25 protein-coding genes are annotated in these 23,418 nt (G+C 70.8%); 7 read left to right on the top strand and 18 right to left on the bottom strand.

The window, feature by feature from the left end:
* Positions 1-245: 245 nt before the first annotated feature.
* From AVW09_RS10100 to dapA, 10 genes are all read right to left on the bottom strand, one after another.
* Complete coding sequence (locus AVW09_RS10100) at positions 246-1,106, bottom strand: regulatory protein RecX (RefSeq protein ID WP_063257955.1); 861 nt, start codon at positions 1,104-1,106, stop codon at positions 246-248.
* Positions 1,106-2,158 (bottom strand): recombinase RecA, encoded by a 1,053-nt coding sequence (gene recA / locus AVW09_RS10105; protein WP_063257956.1) that lies wholly within the window; start codon positions 2,156-2,158, stop codon positions 1,106-1,108. Before recA ends, AVW09_RS10100 begins: the two co-directional genes overlap by 1 nt.
* 288 nt (positions 2,159-2,446) lie before the next feature.
* Complete coding sequence (locus tag AVW09_RS10110; RefSeq protein WP_022879757.1) at positions 2,447-2,671, bottom strand: DUF3046 domain-containing protein; 225 nt, start codon at positions 2,669-2,671, stop codon at positions 2,447-2,449.
* 9 nt (positions 2,672-2,680) lie between these two features.
* Positions 2,681-2,989: a helix-turn-helix domain-containing protein gene (locus AVW09_RS10115; RefSeq protein WP_022879758.1), complete on the bottom strand. Its 309-nt coding sequence runs from the start codon at positions 2,987-2,989 to the stop codon at positions 2,681-2,683.
* Between the two features lie 166 nt (positions 2,990-3,155).
* Positions 3,156-3,683: a CinA family protein gene (locus tag AVW09_RS10120; protein WP_063257957.1), complete on the bottom strand. Its 528-nt coding sequence runs from the start codon at positions 3,681-3,683 to the stop codon at positions 3,156-3,158.
* Positions 3,680-4,267, bottom strand: a complete 588-nt coding sequence (gene pgsA, locus AVW09_RS10125; RefSeq protein ID WP_063257958.1) for a CDP-diacylglycerol--glycerol-3-phosphate 3-phosphatidyltransferase — start codon at positions 4,265-4,267, stop codon at positions 3,680-3,682. The genes AVW09_RS10120 and pgsA overlap by 4 nt, the downstream gene beginning before the upstream one ends.
* Positions 4,267-6,960, bottom strand: coding sequence for a DNA translocase FtsK (locus AVW09_RS10130; protein WP_063257959.1), 2,694 nt, complete (start codon positions 6,958-6,960; stop codon positions 4,267-4,269). The genes pgsA and AVW09_RS10130 overlap by 1 nt, the downstream gene beginning before the upstream one ends.
* A 67-nt stretch (positions 6,961-7,027) precedes the next feature.
* On the bottom strand, positions 7,028-7,519 hold the full coding sequence (locus AVW09_RS10135; protein WP_063257960.1) for a GNAT family N-acetyltransferase: 492 nt from the start codon (positions 7,517-7,519) through the stop codon (positions 7,028-7,030).
* A gap of 75 nt (positions 7,520-7,594) precedes the next feature.
* On the bottom strand, positions 7,595-9,271 hold the full coding sequence (locus AVW09_RS10140) for a ribonuclease J (RefSeq protein WP_063257961.1): 1,677 nt from the start codon (positions 9,269-9,271) through the stop codon (positions 7,595-7,597).
* Between the two features lie 78 nt (positions 9,272-9,349).
* Positions 9,350-10,327 carry a 4-hydroxy-tetrahydrodipicolinate synthase gene (gene dapA / locus AVW09_RS10145; RefSeq protein WP_022878057.1) on the bottom strand — a complete coding sequence of 326 codons (978 nt, stop codon included), beginning with the start codon at positions 10,325-10,327 and terminating at the stop codon, positions 9,350-9,352.
* 89 nt (positions 10,328-10,416) lie between these two features.
* Between dapA and AVW09_RS10150 the strand changes: the two genes are divergently transcribed.
* Positions 10,417-10,953 carry an NUDIX domain-containing protein gene (locus AVW09_RS10150; RefSeq protein ID WP_063257962.1) on the top strand — a complete coding sequence of 179 codons (537 nt, stop codon included), beginning with the start codon at positions 10,417-10,419 and terminating at the stop codon, positions 10,951-10,953.
* Between the two features lie 2 nt (positions 10,954-10,955).
* On the opposite strand, the gene AVW09_RS10155 is transcribed toward AVW09_RS10150, so the two are convergent.
* Genes AVW09_RS10155 through AVW09_RS10165 form a run of 3 tightly spaced genes read right to left on the bottom strand, consistent with a single transcriptional unit; the run spans position 10,956 to position 13,017 of the window.
* Positions 10,956-11,711, bottom strand: coding sequence for an SDR family NAD(P)-dependent oxidoreductase (locus AVW09_RS10155; protein WP_063257963.1), 756 nt, complete (start codon positions 11,709-11,711; stop codon positions 10,956-10,958).
* Positions 11,708-12,211 carry a dihydrofolate reductase gene (locus tag AVW09_RS10160; RefSeq protein WP_063257964.1) on the bottom strand — a complete coding sequence of 168 codons (504 nt, stop codon included), beginning with the start codon at positions 12,209-12,211 and terminating at the stop codon, positions 11,708-11,710. The genes AVW09_RS10155 and AVW09_RS10160 overlap by 4 nt, the downstream gene beginning before the upstream one ends.
* The gene (locus tag AVW09_RS10165; RefSeq protein WP_063258136.1) at positions 12,208-13,017 is read right to left on the bottom strand and encodes a thymidylate synthase; all 810 of its coding nucleotides are present in this window, start codon (positions 13,015-13,017) and stop codon (positions 12,208-12,210) included. The genes AVW09_RS10160 and AVW09_RS10165 overlap by 4 nt, the downstream gene beginning before the upstream one ends.
* 156 nt (positions 13,018-13,173) lie before the next feature.
* Here AVW09_RS10165 and AVW09_RS10170 point away from each other — a divergent pair, with 156 nt between their 5' ends.
* The 4 genes from AVW09_RS10170 (at position 13,174) to AVW09_RS10185 (ending at position 15,560) form a co-directional block, all read left to right on the top strand.
* Positions 13,174-13,611 (top strand): thioredoxin family protein, encoded by a 438-nt coding sequence (locus AVW09_RS10170; protein ID WP_063257965.1) that lies wholly within the window; start codon positions 13,174-13,176, stop codon positions 13,609-13,611.
* Positions 13,604-14,110: a DUF4395 domain-containing protein gene (locus tag AVW09_RS10175; RefSeq protein WP_063257966.1), complete on the top strand. Its 507-nt coding sequence runs from the start codon at positions 13,604-13,606 to the stop codon at positions 14,108-14,110. Before AVW09_RS10170 ends, AVW09_RS10175 begins: the two co-directional genes overlap by 8 nt.
* A gap of 108 nt (positions 14,111-14,218) precedes the next feature.
* On the top strand, positions 14,219-14,644 hold the full coding sequence (locus AVW09_RS10180) for an OsmC family peroxiredoxin (protein WP_063257967.1): 426 nt from the start codon (positions 14,219-14,221) through the stop codon (positions 14,642-14,644).
* Entirely contained in the window at positions 14,637-15,560 is a 924-nt protein-coding gene (locus AVW09_RS10185) for a TIGR01777 family oxidoreductase (RefSeq protein WP_063257968.1), read from the top strand. The genes AVW09_RS10180 and AVW09_RS10185 overlap by 8 nt, the downstream gene beginning before the upstream one ends.
* Before the next feature lie 96 nt (positions 15,561-15,656).
* Here the strand turns inward: AVW09_RS10185 and AVW09_RS10190 are convergent, their stop codons facing one another.
* Positions 15,657-16,109, bottom strand: a complete 453-nt coding sequence (locus AVW09_RS10190; protein WP_063257969.1) for a hypothetical protein — start codon at positions 16,107-16,109, stop codon at positions 15,657-15,659.
* A complete protein-coding gene (gene dapB, locus AVW09_RS10195) occupies positions 16,106-16,918 on the bottom strand; it encodes a 4-hydroxy-tetrahydrodipicolinate reductase (protein WP_063257970.1) in 813 nt (270 codons plus the stop codon). The genes AVW09_RS10190 and dapB overlap by 4 nt, the downstream gene beginning before the upstream one ends.
* 83 nt (positions 16,919-17,001) lie before the next feature.
* Between dapB and AVW09_RS10200 the strand changes: the two genes are divergently transcribed.
* Complete coding sequence (locus AVW09_RS10200) at positions 17,002-17,472, top strand: GNAT family N-acetyltransferase (protein ID WP_063257971.1); 471 nt, start codon at positions 17,002-17,004, stop codon at positions 17,470-17,472.
* Positions 17,473-17,560: 88 nt separating this feature from the next.
* Here the strand turns inward: AVW09_RS10200 and AVW09_RS10205 are convergent, their stop codons facing one another.
* The 3 genes from AVW09_RS10205 to AVW09_RS10215 form a co-directional block, all read right to left on the bottom strand.
* Positions 17,561-18,163, bottom strand: coding sequence for a histidine phosphatase family protein (locus tag AVW09_RS10205; RefSeq protein ID WP_063257972.1), 603 nt, complete (start codon positions 18,161-18,163; stop codon positions 17,561-17,563).
* Between the two features lie 80 nt (positions 18,164-18,243).
* Positions 18,244-19,290 carry an aldo/keto reductase gene (locus AVW09_RS10210; RefSeq protein ID WP_082822919.1) on the bottom strand — a complete coding sequence of 349 codons (1,047 nt, stop codon included), beginning with the start codon at positions 19,288-19,290 and terminating at the stop codon, positions 18,244-18,246.
* A gap of 225 nt (positions 19,291-19,515) precedes the next feature.
* Positions 19,516-21,813, bottom strand: a complete 2,298-nt coding sequence (locus AVW09_RS10215; RefSeq protein WP_022877226.1) for a polyribonucleotide nucleotidyltransferase — start codon at positions 21,811-21,813, stop codon at positions 19,516-19,518.
* A 303-nt stretch (positions 21,814-22,116) separates the two neighbouring features.
* On the opposite strand from AVW09_RS10215, the gene AVW09_RS17950 reads away from it, so the two are divergent.
* Positions 22,117-23,394: a hypothetical protein gene (locus tag AVW09_RS17950; protein ID WP_197462607.1), complete on the top strand. Its 1,278-nt coding sequence runs from the start codon at positions 22,117-22,119 to the stop codon at positions 23,392-23,394.
* Positions 23,395-23,418: the final 24 nt, after the last annotated feature.

The raw sequence follows: 23,418 nt of genomic DNA on the forward strand, positions 1-23,418 counted from the left end.
ACGCGGGACCCGCGCCCCAGGGGGCCGCCCGCCGGGTGGGCGGATGGACGCCTCCCACCGCACCGCAGGGGTCCGCCCGCCCGCGGGGTTGGCGGATGGACGCCTCCCACCGCGCCGCAGGGGTTCGCCCGCCGTCGTGGCGGATGAACGTCTCCCCTCCGCCGCACGGGCCCCGCCGCCTGAGACGCGGACGGCGCCTCCGCCAAACGCCGGAGCCGCGGACTCGTCGGTGGGAGGGACCCGGGCTACTCGTCCGGAGTGAATCGGACGCCGCTGGACGGTGCGGGCCGGGAGAACGGCGCACGCCGCACACCCACTTCGGCGAGGGCCTGGCGCGCGGCGTCCAGGGACACGGACGACGAGTACCCCCGGCGAGCGAGTTGACCGGCAAGTCGACGCAGGCTCGCGTCGTAGTCCTTGCCGCCCACGCTGCGCGCCTTCGAGCGGGCGAACTCCAGTGCCCGTTCGGCGTCGTCGTCGGGCAGCTCGGCGATCGCCGCGTCAGCCACCTCGCGCGAGATGCCGCGCTTCCGGAGCGTCTGCACCACGGCGCGGCGCCCCTGCCCGCGACGTTCGATCGCCGACATCGCGAGCTGCTCCGCGAACGCCTCGTCGTTCAGGTAGCCGAGGTCGACGAACTTCGCGAGGATCTCGTCGACCACGACGTCATCCACGCCCTCGACGCCGCCGAGGGCCGTTCGAGCCTCCGCGAGCGAGAGGGAGCGGCCGCGGAGCCTGCGCAGAAGCATCGCCTCGGCGCGGTCGCGGGTCTCGTCGGGTGACTCCTCGGATGCAACGGCATCCGCGCCCGGTCGCGCCCACGCGGCGGCGTCGTCCCGCTCACCGTCGGGCGACGACCACCGCGACGGGAAGACGCCCGTTCGGTCGTCGCGGGTGGCGGGCGAGGCCGGGGCGGCGTCGACCGGTCGTGTGCGACCCGCTGGATGCCCGGACGACGATCGCTCCGTCGGCGTGCGAGCTCCGAACAGCGGGATGACCGGAGCAAGGGCGTCCGCGGGCACGGGGCCGTCCGCGGGCACGGGGCCGTCCGAGTCGCTCCCCGATGGGACGGAGCCGCGACCCGGACGGCGTGCGTCGTCGGTCATCAGGCCGGACGGCGGGCGGCCAGCTCGTCGGTCGTCGGAGCCGCGGCAGCGGCCGGAGCGCCGATCGCGAGCTTGCCCTTGATCTTGGTCTCGATCTCGGCCGCGACATCGGGGTTCTTGATGAGGAAGTTACGGGCGTTCTCCTTGCCCTGCCCCAGCTGCTCACCGTCGTACGTGTACCAGGCGCCCGATTTCTTCACGATCCCGTGCTCGACACCGAAGTCGATGAGGCTGCCTTCGCGGGAGATGCCGACGCCGTAGAGGATGTCGAACTCGGCCTGCTTGAACGGCGGGGCCATCTTGTTCTTGACGACCTTCACGCGCGTACGGTTACCGACCGCTTCGGTGCCGTCCTTCAGCGTCTCGATGCGCCGGATGTCGAGGCGGACCGAGGCGTAGAACTTGAGCGCCTTTCCACCGGCCGTGGTCTCGGGCGAACCGAAGAACACACCGATCTTCTCGCGCAGCTGGTTGATGAAGATCGCGGTGGTCTTGGTGGTGTTCAGACCACCCGTGAGCTTGCGGAGCGCCTGGGACATCAGGCGCGCCTGCAGACCCACGTGGGAGTCGCCCATCTCGCCCTTGATCTCGGCCTCGGGAACGAGGGCGGCCACGGAGTCGATGACGACGAGGTCGATGGCACCGGAGCGGATCAGCATGTCGGCGATCTCGAGCGCCTGCTCACCGGTGTCGGGCTGCGACACGAGCAGAGCATCGATGTCGACGCCGAGCTTCTTGGCGTACTCGGGGTCGAGCGCGTGCTCGGCGTCGATGAACGCCGCGATGCCGCCGGCGCGCTGCGCGTTGGCGATGGCGTGCAGGGTGAGCGTGGTCTTACCCGAGGACTCCGGGCCGTAGATCTCGATGATGCGACCGCGAGGAAGACCGCCGATGCCGAGCGCCACGTCGAGCGCGACGGAGCCGGTGGGGATCGTCTCGATGGGCGCACGCTCGTCGCTGCCCAGTCGCATGACCGAGCCTTTTCCGAACTGCCGGTCGATCTGGGCGAGGGCCGATTCGAGGGCCTTCTCGCGCTCTGCGGGTGAGGGCATGACGTCTTCTTTCTTCTCGCGTTCCGTCGCCTATAGGCTGTCGCGCTCACCACCGACGGTGGGGATGCCCGACAAGGCGTTCAGAGTGTCGTTCGACATCGCTCACGTTAGAGAGGGCCTCCGACATCGGTGGGAGGAACTCGGTCTTCTGTGGACGAAAACGCCCGAAACTCCGATGTGCAGGAGCCTACGCCGAAATCGAACGAAGATTCGATGACACGCCGCGTGTCACGGCTGGAGTCCCGAACTGTTCGCGGCTCCGCGTCGAGCCGGAACGGCGCGCCGGACTCAGCGGCGCCGCGGGTCGAGACGTCCCACGCCGTACCGACGCTCGAGGGGGACGTCGGTCTCCTCGCACAGAGCGAGCCACACCTCGCGCGGGTCGACCCCCGCGGCCAGAGCATCCACGCTCGTCCGCCCGCCGACGGCCGACAGCACGAGATCGGTCAGCAGCGATCCGCCACGCGGACCGAACTCGTCGGCGACGGCGCGCTCGAATTCGCTACGACGCATACTCCGGGATCAGCGAAGGGAGAGCTCGGGCTCGACCGCGGCGACCAGGTCGTCGGGAACGACGTCGGGGAAGGTCTGCAGACCCTCGAGAACCGAAAGACGATCGCCGACCTCGCGCATGATCGTCGAGATGGGGACATCGAGGGCTTCGGCGACGGACGCGAGGATCTCGCTCGACGCTTCCTTCTGGCCGCGCTCGACCTCGCTCAGGTAACCGAGTGCGACGCTCGCACGGCTCGCGACCTGACGAAGGGTACGGCCCTTCTGCTGGCGGAGCTCACGCAGGACCTCGCCGATCTCTTGACGGACCAGGATCATGTGAACCCCTCCTCACTACCGATTCCCCCGCTGCCCGGGTGGACAACGGTACAACACCGTTTCAGGTCACCCTAATGCCGCGCGCTGGGCACTGGATGGGAATCGCTGAGAACAACCCCGGTGTGTCATCATTTGTTCCCCCGCGGGAGCCGTCCCCGGCTCGACCTCACAGGGCAGCGAGAGCGCGGCGGATCGCGATGTGCGTGGCCTCGCGTCGGATGCGATCGCGGTCCCCCGCGATGACGAGCGAGTCCACCCGGGTGCCGAGCGGCGTCGAGACCGCGATGTGCACCGTCCCGACCGGTTGTCCGTCCTGAGGTTCCGGTCCCGCCACTCCCGTCGTGGCGATGCCGACGTCCGCGGGGGTGCCGTCGCGCCCGAGGACGTCGCGGACGCCGCGCGCCATCTGGCGGGCGACGCGCGGGTGCACGGCGCCGTGCGCCTCCAGCAGCGCGGGATCGACGCCGAGGACGCTGTGTTTGAGATCGGTCGCGTAGGCCACCACACCGCCCCGGACCGCGCGCGAGGCGCCCGGGATGTCGACCAGCGACGAGACCACCATCCCGCCCGTGAGCGACTCGGCGACGGCGACCGTCCAGCCGAGTTCGACGAGGCGATCGAGGAGCACAGCCGCGCTCTCTCGGGGGTCGCGAACGACGGTCTCGTCGAGATCGTCGGGCACGCCGTCGATCATCCGCGCGCCCGTTTCGCGCGAGCCCCGCGAACCTCCGAGACGATGTAGTCGATGCCCGACGCGATCGTGAGGACCACCGCGAGGGTCATCGTCACCGTCCCGGCCCACCACACGATCGAATGCCAGACGGTGGCATCCGAGAAGGATGCCAGGGGCAGGAGCGCGATCGAGAGGGCCACGGCCTGCGCCACGGTCTTGAGCTTGCCCATCCAGGCGGCCGCGAGGACATGGTCGCTGACGACCAGGAAGCGGTAGACCGTGATGCCGATCTCGCGGACGAGCACGACGATCGTCACCCACCACGGCAGTTCGCCGAGGATCGACAGCCCGACGAACGCGACACCGGTCAGCGCCTTGTCGGCGATCGGGTCGAGAAGCTTGCCGAGGTCGCTGACGATGTCGTAACGGCGGGCGATGTACCCGTCGACGCCGTCCGTGGCGATCGCCACGATGAACACGATCCCCGCGGCCCAGCGAAGTCCTCCCCCGGCGCCCGCGTCAGCGAGCAGCAACCACAGGAAGACCGGCGCACACAGGATCCGCGCGATCGTGATCGCATTGGGAAGCTGCGGATGCACCGCCATCAGTCGCGCCCCGTGAGCTGCCAGGCGTCCTCGGAGTCCTCGTCGTCGCCGACCACGGGAAGACCGTCGAACTGCGCCTCGACGGGGTCGGGACCGTAGGGGTCGTCGTCCGCACCGGCCGGCGGCTCCTCGCCGCGCAGACGCGCGAGGACGGCGGGGAGCTGCTCGTTCGTCACGAGGACGTCGCGGGCCTTGGAACCCTCCGAGGGTCCGACGATCTCGCGGGACTCGAGGAGGTCCATCAGACGCCCCGCCTTCGCGAAGCCGACGCGCAGCTTGCGCTGCAGCATCGAGGTCGATCCGAACTGCGTCGAGACCACCAGCTCGGCGGCGGCCAGCAGCAGCTCCAGGTCGTCCCCGATGTCGGCGTCGATCTCCTTCTTCTCCGCCGCGGCCTGGACGTCGGACCGGTACTCCGGCCGCGCCTGCTGCGTCACGTGGGCGACGACGCGCTCGATCTCCTGCTCGCTCACCCAGGCACCCTGCACGCGCAGGGCCTTCGAGGCGCCCATCGGCAGGAACAGACCGTCGCCCTGACCGATCAGGCGGTCGGCGCCCGGCTGGTCGAGGATGACGCGGGAGTCCGTAACGCTCGTGACCGCGAACGCGAGACGCGACGGCACGTTGGCCTTGATGAGGCCCGTGACGACATCGACCGACGGACGCTGGGTCGCCAGCACCAGGTGGATGCCACTGGCGCGGGCCAGCTGAGTGATGCGGACGATCGAGTCCTCGACGTCGCGCGGGGCGACCATCATGAGGTCGGCGAGCTCGTCGACCACGACGAGGAGATACGGGTACGGCTTGAGGACCCGCTCGCTCCCGGCCGGCAGCTGGATCTCGCCGGCGACGACCGCCTTGTTGAAGTCGTCGATGTGACGGAAGCCGAACGACGCGAGGTCGTCGTACCGCATGTCCATCTCTTTCACCACCCACTGCAGCGCCTCGGCGGCCTTCTTGGGGTTCGTGATGATGGGGGTGATGAGGTGGGGCACGCCCGCGTAGGACGTGAGTTCCACACGCTTCGGGTCGATGAGCACCATCCGCACCTCGGACGGCTTCGCCCGCATGAGGAGGCTCGTGATCATCGAGTTGACGAAGCTCGACTTACCGGAACCCGTGGAACCGGCCACCAGGAGGTGCGGCATCTTGGCGAGGTTCGCCACCACGAACCCGCCGCCCACGTCTTTCCCGACGCCGATCGTCATCGGATGGGTCGAGCCGGTCGCGGCATCCGAGCGCAAGATGTCGCCCAGGGTCACGATCTCGCGGTCGGCGTTCGGGATCTCGACACCGATCGCGCTCTTGCCCGGAATGGGCGCGAGGATGCGCACCTCGTTGGAGGCGACCGCGTAGGCGATGTTGTTGGTGAGCGCGGTGATGCGCTCGACCTTCACGCCCGGGCCGACCTCGATCTCGTACTGCGTCACGGTCGGGCCGCGGGAGAAACCGGTGACGCGCGCGTCGACCTTGAACTGCTCCATGACGCTCTCGATGGCGCGGACGACGGCGTCGTTCGCCGCGGACCGTTCCTTCGGCGGGGTTCCCGCCGCCAGGGCGCTCACGGACGGCAGACGATAGTTCGCCGACGGCGGGAGGCCCGCGTTGTCGCCACCGAGACCGGAGATGCCGGGGAGGTCGTCGTCGCCCTCGTCCTCGGCGGGCGAGTCGTCACGCAGACCGCGACCGGTCGGGAGGCCCGCGAGCGCAGACGGGTCGATGATCTCGGTGAGCGCGTCCGGAGCCGGCGGCAGCGGCGGCCGCACCGGGGGCGCGGCCGGCGCTGCGGGTGCGGAGGGCGCGACGAAGGCCGACTCGAACCCGCCCTGCGCGGTTCCGGGCGTGAGGAGCGCGGTCAGGTCGTCGGAGCCGAGGTCGCCGTCGACGTCCTCCTCGCGGCCCGACTTGTTCCGCCGCCACCACGGCAGCGACTTCTCGGCGGGCGCCTCGTCGTCGGCATCCACCGGGAGGACCGCCGTCGCGGCGTCCTTCTCGACGCGCTCGGCGCCGAACATCCACGCGTAAAGGTCGCCGAGGCGGTGACCGATCCGGTTCGGCGGGGTCTTCGTGAGGATGAGGACGCTGAGGAGCGTCAGGACCGAGAGCGCGATGTAGGCGCCGACGTCGGTGAGCAGCGACAGCGGCTCACCGAGCAGCCACCCGGCGAGCCCGCCGGCCAGGCTCAGGCGCGGCAGCCCCTCACTCGGAGCAGGTCCGCCACCCGCGACGTGACAGAACCCGGCCATCGAGAGGACGAACAGCGCGAAGCCGATGCCGATGCGGCCGTTGTCGTGGACCGACGAGGGATGCCGGAACAGCCACCCCGCGAGGAGCAGGAGCAGCACGGGGAAGACGAACGCCACCCGCCCGATGAGCCCACCGAAGCTGTAGGCGCTGATCGCCGCGGCCACGTCGTTGCCGATGAAGAACCACTCGACGACCGCACCGAGGACGGCGAGGACGACGAGGAAGAACGGGAACCCGTCGCGCCGCTGGTCGCGCTCGAGGGTCTCGGGGCCGAAGACGCGGAACATGCCGCCGACTCCGTGAGCGAGCGCCGTCCAGGCGCGGACGGCGACCGGCGGCTTCTCGGGCTCGTCGACGTACCGCTTGGGCGCGGGCGCCGACGCTTTCGGTCGCGCCTGTCCCTTCGCGGGGGCGCGACCGCCGGACGTGGACGAACTGCGGGGCATTCCCCCACGGTAGGCCGAGCCCCCGACATTCGCACGGACCGACGCGGGGTTCCGCGGAAGCAGCGCGTCAGCGGAGGGTCCTCACCATGACGTCGCGCCCCTGTCCGGCCCGGGTCACGGCGAAACCCTCGCTGCGGTAGAAGGTGCGCGCGAAGTTGTCGCGCTCGACGCTCAGGCTGATGCGGGAATACCCCTGGTCCCGCGCGTGGGCCACGAGGCGCTGCAGGAGCGCCCGCCCCACCCCGTGCGCGCGCCAGACCGGTCGCACACCGATGATGAGCTCGGGAACGCCCGTACCGACCCACCCGAATCCGGGTTCGGTGCGCGGCAGCATGCGATACCAGGCCGCGCCGATCGCCTCGCCCGCGGGCGATTCCGCGACGAAACCGGCATCCCCCGGTCGTTGCCAGCCCGCGATGTACCGCACGTGGTCAGGGCTGCTGAGCACCTCGTGACGCGGCCGGGCACTGCCGGCGCGCCAGTTCGCGGCCTCCACCGTCATGTCGGCGAGGAACGCGCCGTCGGACGGGAGCGCCGCGCGGATCGGGATGGCGGGCATGCCCGCATGATACCGATCCGCGCGGTCGCCCCGCGGGTCCGCTCCCCCACCCGTGGAGAGGAGCGGACCGGAACCTCACGCCTCGATGACGAGGGGGACGATCATCGGCCGACGACGCAGCGACTGGTTGACCCAGCGGCCGATCGTGCGGCGCACGACCTGCGACAGCGCGTGGGTGTCGCGCACGCCCGACTGCGCGGCCTCGGCGAGCGCCGCCGCGATCTTGGGCTTCACGCTCTCGAACACCGCGGCATCCTCGGCGAACCCGCGCGCGTGCACCTCGGGACCGGAGATGATCTTGCCGGTCTGGCGGTCGACGACGACGATCACCGAGATGAAGCCCTCTTCGCCGAGGATCCGGCGGTCCTTGAGGTCGGCATCCGTGATCTCGCCCACCGACGACCCGTCGACGTAGACGAAGCCGATGTCGAGCTGACCGACCACCTCGGCGTGACCGTCGCGGAGGTCGACGACCGTACCGTTCTCGCCGAGGATCGTCTTCTCCGCAGGGATCCCGGTCTCCTGCGCCAGCTTCGCGTTGGCCATGAGGTGACGGAACTCGCCGTGCACGGGCAGAACGTTCTTGGGCTTCAGGATGTTGTAGCAGTACAGCAGCTCGCCCGCCGCCGCGTGACCGGACACGTGCACCTTCGCGTTGCCCTTGTGCACGACCGTGGCACCGAGCTTCGTGAGCCCGTCGATCACGCGGTACACCGCGTTCTCGTTCCCCGGGATGAGGCTGGATGCCAGGATCACGGTGTCGCCCTCGCCGGGCTCGATCGCGTGGTCGAGGTTCGCCATGCGGCTGAGCACGGCCATCGGCTCGCCCTGCGACCCGGTCGACATGTAGACGATCTTGTCGTCGGGCAGGTCGCGCGCCTTCTTGTAGTCGATGAGCACGCCGTCGGGCACGTTGAGGTAGCCGAGGTCGGCCGCGATGCCCATGTTGCGCACCATGCTGCGTCCGAGCAGCGCCACCCGGCGGCCGTTGGCGTGGGCGGCGTCGAGAACCTGCTGCACGCGGTGCACGTGGCTCGAGAAGCTCGCCACCACGACGCGGCGCGGAGCGCGGGCGATCACCTGGTCGAGGACCGGGCCGATCGCGCGCTCGGTGGGCGTGAAGCCGGGGACGTCGGCGTTGGTGGAGTCGACGAGGAACAGGTCCACACCCTCCTCACCGAGCCGCGCGAAGGCGCGCAGGTCGGTGATGCGGCCGTCGAGCGGCAGCTGGTCCATCTTGAAGTCACCGGTGGCCAGGACGAGGCCGGCGGGGGTGCGGATCGCGACGGCCAAGGCATCCGGGATCGAGTGGTTCACCGCGACGAACTCGAGGTCGAACGGGCCGACCTGCTCGCGCTGCCCCTCCTTCACCGTGAGCGTGTAGGGCCGGATGCGGTGCTCCTTGAGCTTCGCCTCGATGAGCGCGAGCGTCAGGCCGGAGCCGATGAGGGGGATGTCGCTCTTGAGCTTGAGCAGGTAGGGGACGGCACCGATGTGGTCTTCGTGGCCGTGCGTGAGCACGACGCCCACGACGTCGTCGAGACGGTGCCGGATCGGATCGAAGTCGGGCAGGATCAGGTCGACCCCGGGCTGGTGCTCCTCGGGGAACAGCACGCCGCAGTCGACGATGAGGAGCTTGCCCTCGAACTCGAACACGGTCATGTTGCGACCGACCTCGCCGAGCCCACCGAGGGGGACGACGCGGAGGGTTCCGGGGGCGAGGGCGGGGGGATCGTAAACGGTCGTGGGCATATGGTGCCTCCTCGGATGCCGCCGTGCGGCATCCCTTCGTGTGGCGTCCCTGGCCGCGGTTCGGCGGACGCCGATGTCTTATCTCGTGGTGCCGTGCACCTTGGGCAGAGCACCGCCGGCCGCCGCGTTGCGGTCGGGACGGAAGTTGGAGAAGTCGGCGCCCGGCACGTCGCGGACGAGCGCCAGCTCGTCCTCGATGGTCGCCGCCTCCCACTCCTCCGGGCCGACCAGCGGCAGGCGCACGCGCGGGCTGCCGATGCGGCCGAGGCCGTGGAGGATGTACTTCGCCGCGACCGTGCCCGGCACGTGCGTCATGACGGCGCGGACGAGCGGCTCGAGGCGCTTGTGCTCGGCGGTGGCCGTCGCGAGGTCACCGCGGTTCACGGCATCCACGATCGTCCGGTAGGGCGTGGCCGTGATGTTCGCCGTGACGCCGATGAGACCGGCCGCGCCGATCGCGAGGTGCGGCAGCACGTTGGCGTCATCGCCGGAGAAGTACATGAGGTCGGTCTGGTTGAGCACACGGCTGACCTCGCTGAAGTCGCCCTTGGCGTCCTTCACCGCGAGGATGTTCGGGTGCTTCGCGAGGCGGAGGATCGTCTCGTACTTGATCTCGACGCCGGTGCGGCCGGGGATGTCGTAGAGGATCACCGGAAGGTCGGTGGCATCCGCGACGAGACGGAAGTGGGTCAGGATGCCGGCCTGGGTGGGCTTGTTGTAGTACGGCGTGACGATCATGATGCCGTCGGCGCCGGCCTTCTCGCTCGCCTTGTACAGCTCGATGGCGTGCGCGGTCTCGTTCGACCCGCCGCCGGTGATGATCTTGGCGCGTCCGGCCGCGACGTCCTTGCCGACCTCGACGAGACGGAGCTTCTCGGGATCGGTGAGCGTCGACGTCTCGCCCGTCGTGCCCGTGACGACGACACCGTCGGCGCCCGCGCTGACGACGTCGTCGATGTGCTTCTCGACGGCGGGCCAATCGACCTCGCCGTCCGCCGTCATCGGGGTGACGAGCGCGACGAGCACCTGACCGAAGGGGTTGCCGGAGTGCGTCATGCTCTCAGGTTATCGGTTCGGGCCCCCCTCCCTCCGGCGTCTCCCGTTCGAGGGAGGAACGAGGACCTGCCCCGCCCTAGGCTCGGCTCATGGCCTGGTCGACTCGCTCCTCCCGCACCGTGTACGAGAACCGCTGGATCCGCGTGCGCGAGGACGAGGTGACCGGGCCCGACGGCGACGGGATCTACGGCGTCGTGCAGATACAGCAACCCGCCGTGTTCGTCGTCGCGCTGGACGACGACGACCGTGTCTGCCTCGTCGAACTCGAGCGCTACACGACGGGGCGCTCGCTCGAGGTGCCCGCGGGCGGGAGCGACGGCGAGGACCCGCTCGTCGCCGCGCAGCGCGAACTCCGGGAGGAGAGCGGCGTGACCGCTGCGCGCTGGGATTACCTCGGGCGGATGAACGCGCTCAACGGCATCGCCGACGCGCCGGAACACGTGTTCCTCGCGCGCGACCTGAGCATCGCGGATGCCACGTCCTCGCAGCGCGAGGAAGGCATCGAGGCCGTGCGCTGGGTCCCGTTCGCCGACGCGCTCGGGCTCATCGCCGACGGCACCATCACCGACGGCGAGACGATCGCGGCGCTGGCGTTCGCCGGCATCCACGCCGGTCGCTTCCGCTGAGCTCAGCGCCCTCGGGACGCGGCGCGCACGACGGTCGCGTCCGGCAGGAGCCCCGACGCGGCGACCAGGAGCTTGTACCGCCACGACGGGATCGACACGGCCCGGCCGCGGGCGGCGTCGCGCAGCCCCTCGCGCACCACGGTCTCGGCGTCGAGCCACATGCCCGGCGGCACGCCCTCCTCCCCCGGCGGGAGTCCGAGGCGTTCGTGGAAGTTCGTGTGCACGAATCCCGGGCAGACCGCGGTGACGGTGACGCCGCGCGGGGCGTAGGTCACATTCGCCCAGCGGCTGAAGGAGATCAGCCAGCCTTTGACGGCGCCGTACGTGCCCCGCGGGACGAACCCGGCGACGGAGGCGACGTTGACGATGCGGCCGCCACCACGCTCGAGCATCGCGGGGAGAGCCGCGTGCACGAGCCGCATCGCGACCCCGACGTGCAGCCGGAGGTGCCGCACCTCGTCGGCGACGTCGTTCTTCTCGAAAGCCAGGTCGAGACCGAATCCGGCGTTGTTGACGAGGACGTCGACGCCCTGGGCGAGGCGCGCTTCGACCGCCGCGCGATCGTCGTCATCGAGCAGGTCGGCGGGGAGGATCTCGACCCGACTGCGGGAGACCGCGCGGATGCCGTCGGCCACCGCGGCGAGCGCCTCGCGGTCGCGCGCGACGAGGACGACGTCCGCGCCGCGGGCGGCGAGCTGACGCGCGAACTCGGCGCCGAGACCGGAGCTCGCGCCGGTGACGAGCGCGGTGCGCGTCACGGGCGGTCCGCCGGTGCGTAGGTCTCGAAGCGGTACCGGATGCCGGTGCGCGAGACGTGCCAGCCGTCGGCGGGGTCGGCGGCGGTCCGGGTCCATCCGGCGAGGGGCGGGGCGAAGGTGTCGCCGTCGACCTCGAGATCGAGCTGCGTGACCTCGAGGACGTCCGCTCGCCCGATGGCCTCGGCGTACAGGTGGCCGCCCCCGATCACCCACGCCTTCGGGGTCGAGGTGAGCGCGCGAGCGGCATCCAGGGAATCGGCGGGTTCCGCGCCCTCGCCCGCCCAGTCCGCCGAGCGCGAGACGACGATGTTCCGGCGACCGGGCAGGGGGCGGAAGCGCGGCGGGAGCGACTCCCATGTGCGGCGCCCCATGATGACGTCGGACTCGCCCGTCACCGCACGGAAGTGGGCCAGATCCTCGGGCACGTGCCACGGCATCCCGCCCTCGGCGCCGATGACACCGCCATGGGCCTGGGCCCAGACGAGTCCGAGCGTCGTCATACCGCGACGGCCGCTCGGATGGCGGGGTGGTGCTGGTACCCCTCGACGACGATGTCGTCGTAGGTGTAGTCGAAGATCGAGGCGGGCTTCCGCGCGAACCGCAGCGTCGGGTACGGGTACGGGTCGCGTGAGAGCTGCTCCTGCACCTGCTCGCGGTGGTTGTCGTAGACGTGGCAGTCGCCACCGGTCCAGACGAACTCGCCCGGTTCGAGCCCGGTCTGCTGCGCGATCATGAGCGTGAGGAGCGCGTAGGACGCGATGTTGAACGGCACGCCGAGGAACATGTCGGCGCTGCGCTGGTACAGCTGGCACGACAGCTTGCCGTCGGCGACGTAGAACTGGAACAGTGCGTGGCACGGAGCGAGCGCCATGTCGGGGATGTCGGCCGGGTTCCACGCCGAGACGATGAGCCGACGCGAATCGGGGTCGCGGCGGATCTGCTCGATGACCTGCGAGATCTGGTCGATCTCGCCGCCGTCTGCGGTGGGCCACGAACGCCACTGCACGCCGTAGACCGGCCCCAGCTCGCCGTCGGCATCCGCCCACTCGTCCCAGATGGTCACACCGTTCTCCTGCAGCCAGGAGACGTTGGACTCGCCGCGCAGGAACCACAGGAGTTCGTACACGATCGACTTCAGGTGCACCCGCTTCGTCGTGACCAGCGGGAACCCCTGGGCCAGTTCGAACCGGATCTGCCGACCGAACACGCTGGTGGTGCCGGTGCCGGTGCGATCGGACTTGTGCACGCCCGTCTCGAGGACGTCGCGGAGGAGATCTTCGTACGGCGTGGGGATGTCGGCGGTCACGGCCCTCACGATACCGGGGTCCTCCGACACCGCGGCGGTGATGCGCCCGAGGACCGCGGGCGCAGCCTGAGCGATGGCTGCGGAAACACCGGGCAGGACCGTCATTCGGCGACTCATCGGCCCCTGTCTCCCGTGCGCGCGTTAGCGTTGTCGGTCGTGGACCTGACCATCGCTCTCTTCGTGACCGCCGCGCTCATCGTGGTCGCCGTGGGCGCCGGCGTCGTCTACCGCCGCACCCAGGGCCGTGCCCGCACCGTGGACTCCGCCGAGGTGGTCGACCCGCGCCGTCTGGGTGCCGACGGGCTCGGCGAAGAGGCCACGCTCCTGCAGTTCAGCACCGAGATGTGCTCGCGCTGCCCCGGTGTCCACCGCATGCTGTCCGACATCGCGGACGGCCGCGACGGTGTGCGTCACCTCGACGTGGACCTCACCCACCGCCCTGACATCGCTCAGCACTTCCACGTGCTGCAGACCCCCACCACCCTCGTCCTCGACCGGAACGGCGCGATCCGCACCCGCTTCGGCGGCACACCCGGCCGCGCCGTGGTCGAACTCGAACTGACCCGTTTGCAAGAGGAGTCCGCCCGTGCCTGAGCTCCAGCGCATCGATGTCCGAGGCCCGCGGTTCGCGGCATCCATCACCGCCGTCCTGCTGCTGATCGCGACGTTCCTGTCGCTGATCGGCATCGCCACCGGTGACCTGGCCTCGGCGTCCCTCGGCGCCCGCGTCACCGACCCGGGGTTCCTGCTCGTGCTCGTGATCGCCGCGCTGTTCCTGTGGGGCGTCGTCTCGCCGCGCACCGCACCGTGGGGTGTCCTCTACCGACGCGTCGTGCAGCCGCGCCTCGCTCTCCCGACCGAGTTCGAAGACCCCCGGCCGCCGCGCTTCGCGCAGGGCGTGGGCCTGTTCGTCACCGCCGTCGGTCTGCTCCTCCACCTCGCGGGAGTGCCGTGGGCGCTGCCGATCGCCGCGGCCGCGGCCTTCATCGCGGCGTTCCTCAACGCGGTGTTCGGACTCTGCCTCGGATGCCAGCTCTACCTGCTCCTGCAGCGTGCCGGGCTCATCGGGCGACGCCGTCCGTCGGCTGCCTGACGCCCTTCTTCTGCAGCGGCTGTCAAGACCCCCGACGGGTCGGAGCCCCTGGCTAGGCTGACTTCCGCGGCAGCCATCCCGGGCTGCGCGGAAACCGCGGAGGTTCGAATGTCCGTCACGAGCGAAGCCACCACTGCCTGGAAGGGCAGCCTGTTCGAAGGTTCGGGCGAGGTCACCTTCACCTCGTCGGGGATCGGCACGTTCGACGTGAACTGGAAGGCCCGCAGCGAGGGCTCCAGCTCGGTCACCACCCCCGAAGAACTCCTGGCCGGGGCGCACTCGTCGTGCTTCAGCATGGCCCTCTCGAACGCCCTCGCCGAGAACGGCACCCCGCCCGAGTCGATCCACGCGACCGCCTCGGTCACTTTCAAGCCCGGCACCGGCATCACCGGCAGCCACCTGAACGTCAACGCCGTCGTCCCCGGCCTGGACGCCGCGACGTTCGAGAAGATCGCGAACGACGCCAAGGCGAACTGCCCGGTCTCGCAGGCGCTCGCGGGCATCGACATCACGCTCGAGGCGACGCTTGCCTGAGTCCTCTGCCGGAGGGGCCCGACGCGTCGTCCTCGCCGGCGCGTCGGGCCTCATCGGTTCCGCCCTCGCGGAGTCGCTTCGGGCCGACGGCATCGAGGTCACGTCGCTCGTGCGGCATCCGGCATCCGGTCCGCACGAAGTGCAGTGGTTGCAGGATGCCACCCCGCTCGATCCGGGTGTCCTCGCCGGTGCCGACGCCGTCGTGTGCCTCAACGGCGCCTCGATCGGGCGATTCCCGTGGACACCGGCGTACAAGAGTCAGCTGCTGTGGTCCCGGATCACCCCCACGCGGACTCTCGCCGCGGCGATCCGAGAGCTCGGCGACGACGCGCCCGCCCTGGTGAACGCCTCGGCGACCGGGTTCTACGGCTCGCAGCCGGGCGCCGTCCTCACCGAATCCTCACCCCGCGGTGAAGGGTTCCTCGTGGACATCTGCGTCGAGTGGGAGCACGCGGCGCGCGACGCCGGCTCCCGCGCCCGGGTCGCTCTCCTCCGGACGGCGCCGATCGTCCACGAGCAGGGTGTCCTCAAGCCACTGCTGTTGCTCACGAAGCTCGGCGCGTCCGGTCCGATCGGACGCGGCACGCAGGTGTGGCCGTGGATCACGCTCGAGGACGAGGTGCGTGCCATCCGCCACGTCATCGACTCCGACCTGGACGGCCCGGTGAACCTGACCGGTCCCACCCGTGCGACAGCGAACGACCTCGGGTTCGCGCTCGCTCGGCGCATGAACCGGCCGTACGTGCTGCGCGCACCCGTGTGGGCCATGAAGCTCGCCCTCGGCCGCGACGCGACCGAGGCGCTGCTGACCTCGGATGCCGACGTGCGCCCCGCCGTCCTCCACGACAGCGGCTTCACGTTCCTGCACGAGACCGTCGAGGACGCCGTGGCGTCCGCGGTGCCCGCGGCACGCTGACCGCGGCCCGGCCGCCCGGGTCGCCGGAATGGACCGGGTCGCCGCACCGCCCGGGTCGCCAGAGTGGACCGAATCGCCTCGCGCGCTCCCGGACCCTCAGGCGGCCCGGCGGTCCGCGGTCTCGAGCGCGACCGCCTTCCGGACCGCCGCGCGGGCCCGGCGGCGGTCACCCGCCGCGTCGTAGGCGAGCCCGAGCCGATACCAGGCCCGCCAGTCCGCGGGATGCGCCTCCACGTCGGCGCGGTACGTCGGGAACAGCGCGTCGGCATCGTCCCGAGTGGCGCGACCGCTCGGTCGTACCTCGATCTCCTCCTCGGGCAATCCGCCCTCGGCATCCAGGGTCTCGCCCAGCTTCTGGGCGCGCACACCGAACCAGAGCTCGCGGCCGATGGCCCACAGAGCGATGAGCGGCAGCACGATGAGCGCGAGGCCCATGGCCACGGCGACGCCGTCGCCGCTGGTGAGGAGGATCACCGCGCGCTGGCCGGCCAGCACGATGTAGAGCAGGAGCAGGACCGTCATGACCGCGACGGCGACGCGCGTCTTCATGCGCTGGTGACGCCCGCGACCTGTCCGGACACGTCCCCGTCGGCGATGGGCGCTTCGGGGCGGGCCGGACGCGTCCGCACGCCGATGTCGATGAAGCTGTCGAGTCCGACGACGACGCCCCGCGCCTCGCGGGCGGCGGCGAGGGCGATCCGGATGCCGGGTGCGTACGCCGCGGTCGGGTCGATGGTGTCGTGGACGATCGTGAGCGACTCCCCCGCGCCGGAGAGGATCGTCTCCTGGCGCGCGACGACACCGGGGCGGCGCAGGGAGTGGATCGCGACCGAGGCGACCTGCTGTCCGCGTGCGCGCTGGTCCACGTGCGGGGACTGCACCGGACCGACCTTCTCGCGCGCCGCGGCGATGAGCTCCGCGGTGCGGACGGCGGTGCCGCTCGGGGAATCCACCTTGGTTTCGCGATGCGCCTCGACGATCTCGATCGACGGGAAGAAGGGCGCGGCAGCGGCCGCGAGGGCGCTGCCGATCACGGATCCCAGCGAGAAGTTCGGGATGAACACGGCGCCCGTGCCGCTGGCATCCACGAGGGGACGCACGAGGGCGATGCGCTCGTTCGACCAGCCCGACGTGCCGACGAGCACGTTGATCCCGCGCTCGATGGCCGCCCGCACCACGTCGATCGACACGGCCGGCGTGGACGCGTCGATCACGAGGTCGGCGCCGTCGAGCTCGGAGAAGTCGGAGCCCGAACCGAGCACCGCCGAGACCTCGTACCCCTCTTCGGCCTCGACGACCTCGCGGATGACTCCGCCGAGCTTTCCCGTTCCGCCCACGATGGCAACGCGTGTGGTCATGCAGCCAGCCTAGGCGGACGGGGGATGCCGGGAGCGGCGCTGTCCACAGACGCGCCGGGATGCCGCTCGCCTAGCATCGACGGATGGTCTCGATTCGTACATCCCCCGTCGACGCCCCCGACGCGCACGCGCTCCTCGAGGAGTACTTCGGCCTGCGCGCCGCGATCTTCCCCGGCGGGGCGTACCGCACGGTGTTCCCCTCCCCCGCGACGTTCGTGGAGCCGGCCGGCGTCTTCGTCGTGCTGGACGACGACGAGGGCCGCCCCGCCGGGTGCGGTGGCATCCGACGGATCGAGGACGGCCCGCACGGCCCGCGCGACGAGGTCAAACACCTGTTCGTCCGCCACACCGGGCGCGGACGCGGCTGGGGCCGCGTAATCCTCGACGACCTCGAGCGCCGGGCCCGCGAGCGCGGCGCCGCGGAGCTCGTCCTCGACACGCATCACACTCTCGAGGCCGCGGGCGGCCTGTACGCGCGGTCGGGCTTCGAGGCGATCCCCGCGTACAACGACAACGCGAACGCGACGCGGTGGTACGGGAAGGTTCTGGCCTGACACCGAAGTTCGCAGATTCACTCGAACTTCGCAGATCTCCGGGCGAATGCTGCGATATTCGTCGGATTCTGCGAAGTCTGGAGCGCGCTCAGACCGGGAGCGGGTCGACCAGCCCCGTGCGCAGCTCGACGGGGAGGTGCGCCAGGTCGTTGTGCGACAGCAACGTCCAGGGGCGGCCCTTCTTCTGCGCGATGACGGTGAGGCCGCAGTAGGCCTGATTGATCGTCATCCAGCGCCAGTCCGGAGCCTGCAGGACCTCACGCACGAACCACGCGATCACGAAGTTGTGGGTGATGAGCAGCTCGTGCACCTCGCCCGTCTTCCGCGCGAGGAATTCGACCGTGGCATCCTCCATCTGCGCGCGCCCGGCCTCGATCTCGGCCTCGGTCACGCCGCCGAAGAACGGCTCGTACGCCGCGGGTGTCTCGGGCGTCATGCCCGTCGGAACGCAGTCGAACAGCAGAGCGGATGCCTCGGGCGTGACGGACGGGAGACGTTCGGCGACCGCGCGGGCGGTCTGCGCGGCACGCTCGAGGGGCGAATGCCACACGGCATCCAGCGGGAGTCCGGAGAGGCGGTCGGCGAGGAGCGCGGCTTGACGCTGTCCGCGCGGCGACAGCGGGCCGTCGGTGAGCCCGTGCTCGGCATCCTGGTGCTCACCATGGCGCACCAGGTAGATGTAATGCGTCACGTCGGCTCACCTCGTTGTCAGTGTGCGGGCCCCCCGCAGAACACTTCCAGCCTACGTCACGCCCCCCGACCGACGGTCGTTCACTCGGCGGCGCGGGCGATGTCCGACAGCTGGGCGCGGCTGAGCCGCACGCCCACGGCGCGCATGCACTCCACGACGTGTCGCGGCGCGAACGCGTTCACGATCGGAGCGGTGACCGCCTTCTGCGCGAGGAGCCACGCCATCGCGACAGCGGCATCCGGGATCCCCAGTTCGTCGCCGATCGCGTCGAGCGCGCGCAAGACGCGGGAGCCGCGACGGTTCAGATGGGCGGCGAGCTGCGACCCGCGCACCGAGGTGGCGCGCTGGCCGCGAGTACGCGTTTCGCCCGCGAGGAAGCCGTGGGCGAGCGGGTGCGAGGGCGTCACGGCGATGCCCTGCGCCGAGGCGATGAGACGGAGATCCCCGTCGAACTCCTCGCGCCGCAGCACGTTGTAGGGGACGTCGAGCACCGTCACGCGCGGGTAACCCGCCGAGGACAGGATGCGGGCCTCCACCAGCTGCGACGCGGTGTAGCCGTGCGCGCCGATCGCGCGGACCTTGCCGCTCTCGACGAGCCACTCGCACGTCGCGAGGGTGTCCTCCAGTACCGCGGTGTCGCCGCGGACGGCATCCAGCGAGAGGATGTCGATGCGGTCGGTGCCCAGGCGACTCAGCGACGCCTCGACGGCGCGGACCAGGTTCACCGAGCCGAGTCCGGGGTTGTCCGGATGCCGCCCGACACGCACCGCGAGCACGATGTCGTCGCGCGTGCGGCGGTCCTTCATCCAGGAACCGATGATGTGCTCGCTGCGGCCCGCCGCATAGCTGTCGGCCGTGTGGATCGCGTTGCCGCCGAGGTCGACGTACGTGTCGAGGATCTCGTGGCTCGCCGACGCGTCGACGTTCCAGCCGAACTCGCCACCACCGAGGAAGAGAGGGAAGACCTCGAATCCGGTCTCGCCGAGGGCGACGCGGACGTGCGACCCGAGACCCGGGCCCTGGAGTGTCACCGGAGCGGAGGGGTGAGCAGCGGGGATGGACGGCTGCGCCGCCCTGTTCCGGCGCAGGGGCGGCGGAGTCGTCTCCTCGACGCCCGAGCCGCTCATGGGCCTCTCCTCGGTGCGGCGGAGGCCGGACGCCGGCGGCGCCCGCTTCGCCCCCGACGCGTAGTTCGAGGGTAGGGCCTCCCCGAACGACCGCTCCCGATTCGCACGGCTCGGCGGTAAACATTGCATAACGCTTGGTTCCGACCAGATCAACGGCAGCGAGGAGGGCGAAATGCACGGATGCCCGCCCCGCGCGAAGCGGGACGGGCATCCGGGGAAGAGGGATCAGCCCTCGGCGGGAGCCTCCGGGCCCTCGCTCGCGGCGGCCGAGCTCTGCGTGTCCGCGGGCTCGGGCGTCGTGGCGGCCTCATCGAGCACGGGCTCGAGCGACAGCTTGCCGCGGTCGTCGATCTTGGTGATGCGCACCAGGATCTTGCGGCCGACGGACAGGACGTCCTCGACGTTCTCGACGCGCTTGCCACCGGCGAGCTTGCGGACCTCGCTGACGTGCAGCAGACCGTCCTTGCCGGGCAGGAGCGAGATGAACGCACCGAACGTCGCGATCTTGACGACCGTACCCAGGAACTGCTCGCCGACCTCGGGGTTGGTCGGGTTGGCGATCGCGTTGACCTGGGCGCGGGCGGCCTCGGCCGAGGGGCCGTCGGTCGCGCCGATGTAGACGGTGCCGTCCTCCTCGATGGAGATGTCTGCGCCGGTCTCGTCCTGGATCGCGTTGATCGTCTTGCCCTTGGGGCCGATCAGCTCGCCGATCTTGTCGACCGGGATCTGCACGCTGATGACGCGCGGCGCGGTCGGCGCCATCTCGTCGGGAGCGTCGATCGCGGCGTTGAGGACGCTGAGGATCGTGAGGCGCGCCTCACGGGCCTGCTGCAGCGCGGCGGTCAGCACGGACGACGGGATGCCGTCGAGCTTGGTGTCGAGCTGGATCGCCGTGACGAACTCGCTCGTGCCCGCGACCTTGAAGTCCATGTCACCGAGGGCGTCCTCGGCGCCGAGGATGTCGGTCAGCGCGGCGTAGCGCGTCTGGCCGTCGACCTCGTCGGACACGAGACCCATCGCGATACCGGCGACGGGAGCGCGCAGCGGCACACCCGCGTTCAGCAGCGACAGGGTCGAGGCGCACACCGAGCCCATCGAGGTCGAGCCGTTGGAGCCCAGCGCCTCGGAGACCTGACGGATCGCGTACGGGAACTCCTCGCGGCTCGGCAGAACCGGGACGAGGGCGCGCTCGGCAAGGAAGCCGTGCCCGATCTCGCGACGCTTCGGCGAACCCACGCGACCGGTCTCACCGGTCGAGTACGGCGGGAAGTTGTAGTGATGCATGTAGCGCTTGTGCGTCACCGGGGAGAGCGAGTCGATCTGCTGCTCCATCTTGAGCATGTTCAGCGTCGTGACACCCAGGATCTGGGTCTCGCCGCGCTGGAAGATCGCCGAGCCGTGGACGCGCGGGATGACCTGCACCTCGGCGTCGAGCGGACGGATGTCGGCCAGACCGCGACCGTCGATGCGGACGCCCTCGGTGAGGATGCGACCGCGCACGATCTTCTTCGTGACCGACTTGTACGCGCCCGCGAACTCCAGGGGAGCCCCGGCGGGCAGCTCGCCCGCCTCGACGGCGGCGATCAGCTCGGCCTTGACACGGTCCTTGACGGCGTCGTCGGCGTTCTGACGCTCCTGCTTGTCGGCGATCTGGTAGACGCCGACGAGGTCGTCGTACGAGCGGCCGGCGACGAAGTCGTAGACCTCGGAGCTGTACGCGGGGAAGACCGGGTACGGCTGGATCTCCTTCGCCGCGGTGTTCGCCACGACGTTCTGTGCGGCGACGAGCTCGCGGATGAAGGGCTTCGAGGCCTCGAGGCCCTCGGCCACGACCTGCTCGTTCGGCTTGGTGGCGCCGCCCTTGATGAGGTTCCAGCTGCCTTCGGTGGCCTCCGCCTCGACCATCATGATCGCGACATCGCCGTCCTCCAGGACGCGACCGGCGACGATCAGGTCGAAGACGGCGTCCTCGAGCTGCGCGGCGGTCGGGAACGCGACCCACTGGTCGGCGTGCTCGCCGTGACCGGGGATGAGCGCGAGGCGGACACCGGCGATCGGGCCCGAGAACGGCAGACCCGAGATCTGGGTCGACAGCGACGCGGCGTTGATGGCGAGGGCGTCGTAGAACTCGCCCGGCGCGATCGAGAGCACGGTCACGACGATCTGGACCTCGTTGCGGAGACCGTCGACGAACGACGGGCGCAGCGGGCGGTCGATGAGACGGCACACGAGGATGGCCTCGGTGGAGGGGCGCCCCTCGCGGCGGAAGAACGAGCCGGGGATCTTGCCGGCGGCGTACGAGCGCTCCTCGACGTCGACGGTCAGCGGGAAGAAGTCGAAGCCTTCACGCGGGTGCTTTCCGGCGCTGGTGGCCGAGAGAAGCATGGTCTCTTCGTCGAGGTACGCGGCGACCGAGCCCTGCGCCTGCTGCGCGAGACGACCGGTTTCGAAGCGAACGGTGCGGGTGCCGAAGCGGCCGTTGTCGAGAACGGCCTCAGCGGCGGTGATTTCTGGACCTTCCAAGAGGTCCCTCCTTCTTTGTTTAGGCTCGGCGCCCCGTGTGGGCGACGAGCTGACATGCGAAGGAGCAGGAACAGGCAGAAAGGGCGCGCCGACTCGTCGGCCCGGAAATCCCGGCGACTGGCCACCAGTAGACGACCACCCGGCATCGTGACGGGGAGTCCACCACAGGGGACCAGCGTCTGCCGGCCTGCTCCGTGAGCTCATGTGTAGTTGAGCGGATGCCATGGCGGCACCCTCCGAGAGCCTATCAGGGCCCGGCTTTCCCGGCTGGTTCGGCTCGCGGGAGTGCCGTACCCTCGCCTCATGGGCCTCAGACGTCACACGCGTCACACGCTGGCCGCGTGTGCGCTCGTGTGCGGAGTCCTCGTGGCGACCCCCGCGGGGGGCGCGACCGCCGCTCCCCTCCACGTGACCGCAACCGATGACGACGACCCCGCTGTCCGCGCGATCGAACAGCAGCTGGACGCCGCCCAGACCCAGGCCGCCGCGGCGTCGAGCCGGGCGCTGGACGCCTCCGCCGCCGCCGAGCGCGCGCGGGAGCTCGCAGCAAGCACGGCCGCACGCGCCGACGCCCTCACCGCGCAGAGCACCGCGGCGGAGTCCGCCCTCGCCGCGGCGAGCGCCCGCGCCGGTGCGAGTGCGTCCCGGCTCTACCGCTCGACCGCCGACGGCCCGCTCGTCGCACAGTTGTTGACGACGGCCGACCCCGATTCACTGCTCGACCGGCTCGGCATCCTGGATCGGGTGACGACGCTGACGGCGCGCACCGTCGGAGAGGCACGCAGCGCCGCCGATGTCGCGACGTCGCTCCGCACGCAGGCGGAGGACGCCCGGACCGAGGCTGCGCGGCTCGCGACCGAGGCGGAGACGACCGCCGCCCAGGCCAACACGGAAGCGGATGCCGAAGCAGCCGTCGTCTCGGAGACGCAAGGCCGGCTGGACGCGCTGTTCACTCAACTCGCGGCGCTGCGCGAAACCACGGCCGCGCAGGAACGCGCGGCCCGGCTGGCCCAGCAGACCGCCGCGCAGGCGGCCCAGCCCGGCGGCGCGACCGGCGGCGGGGCCGCGGCGTCCGGGGCCTCGTCCGGGGGCGGGTCCTCGTCGGGCGGCAGCGCGGCCTCGGGCGGGGGCTCGGGCGGGTCGGGTTCCGGCGGCGGCTCAGGCGGCGGGGCGTCGTCGGGCGGCTCCGGCTCAGGCGGCGGATCTGGTTCCGGCGGGGGCTCTGGTTCCAGCGGCGGCGGTGGCGGCTCCACGGCGCCGGCGGGCCCGACGATGAGCCCCGCCCAGGCGCGCGACTACGCGCGCGGCGCCCTCGGCGGCTACGGCTGGGGCGACGATCAGTTCTCGTGCCTGGTCTCGCTGTGGAACCGCGAGTCCGGCTGGCGCGCGGACGCCTACAACCCCGGAAGCGGTGCCTATGGCATCCCGCAGGCTCTTCCCGGAGACAAGATGGCCGCCGCCGGTCCCGATTGGCGGACGAACGCCGCGACGCAGATCGCCTGGGGCCTGTCGTACATCCGGTCTCGCTACGGCTCCCCGTGCGGTGCGTGGGCGCACTCCGAAGCGACCGGCTGGTACTGAGCGCCGCCCAGCGCCCACGATCCG

The organism is Microbacterium sp. T32 (assembly GCF_001619615.1).
Taxonomy (GTDB): Bacteria; Actinomycetota; Actinomycetes; order Actinomycetales; family Microbacteriaceae; genus Microbacterium.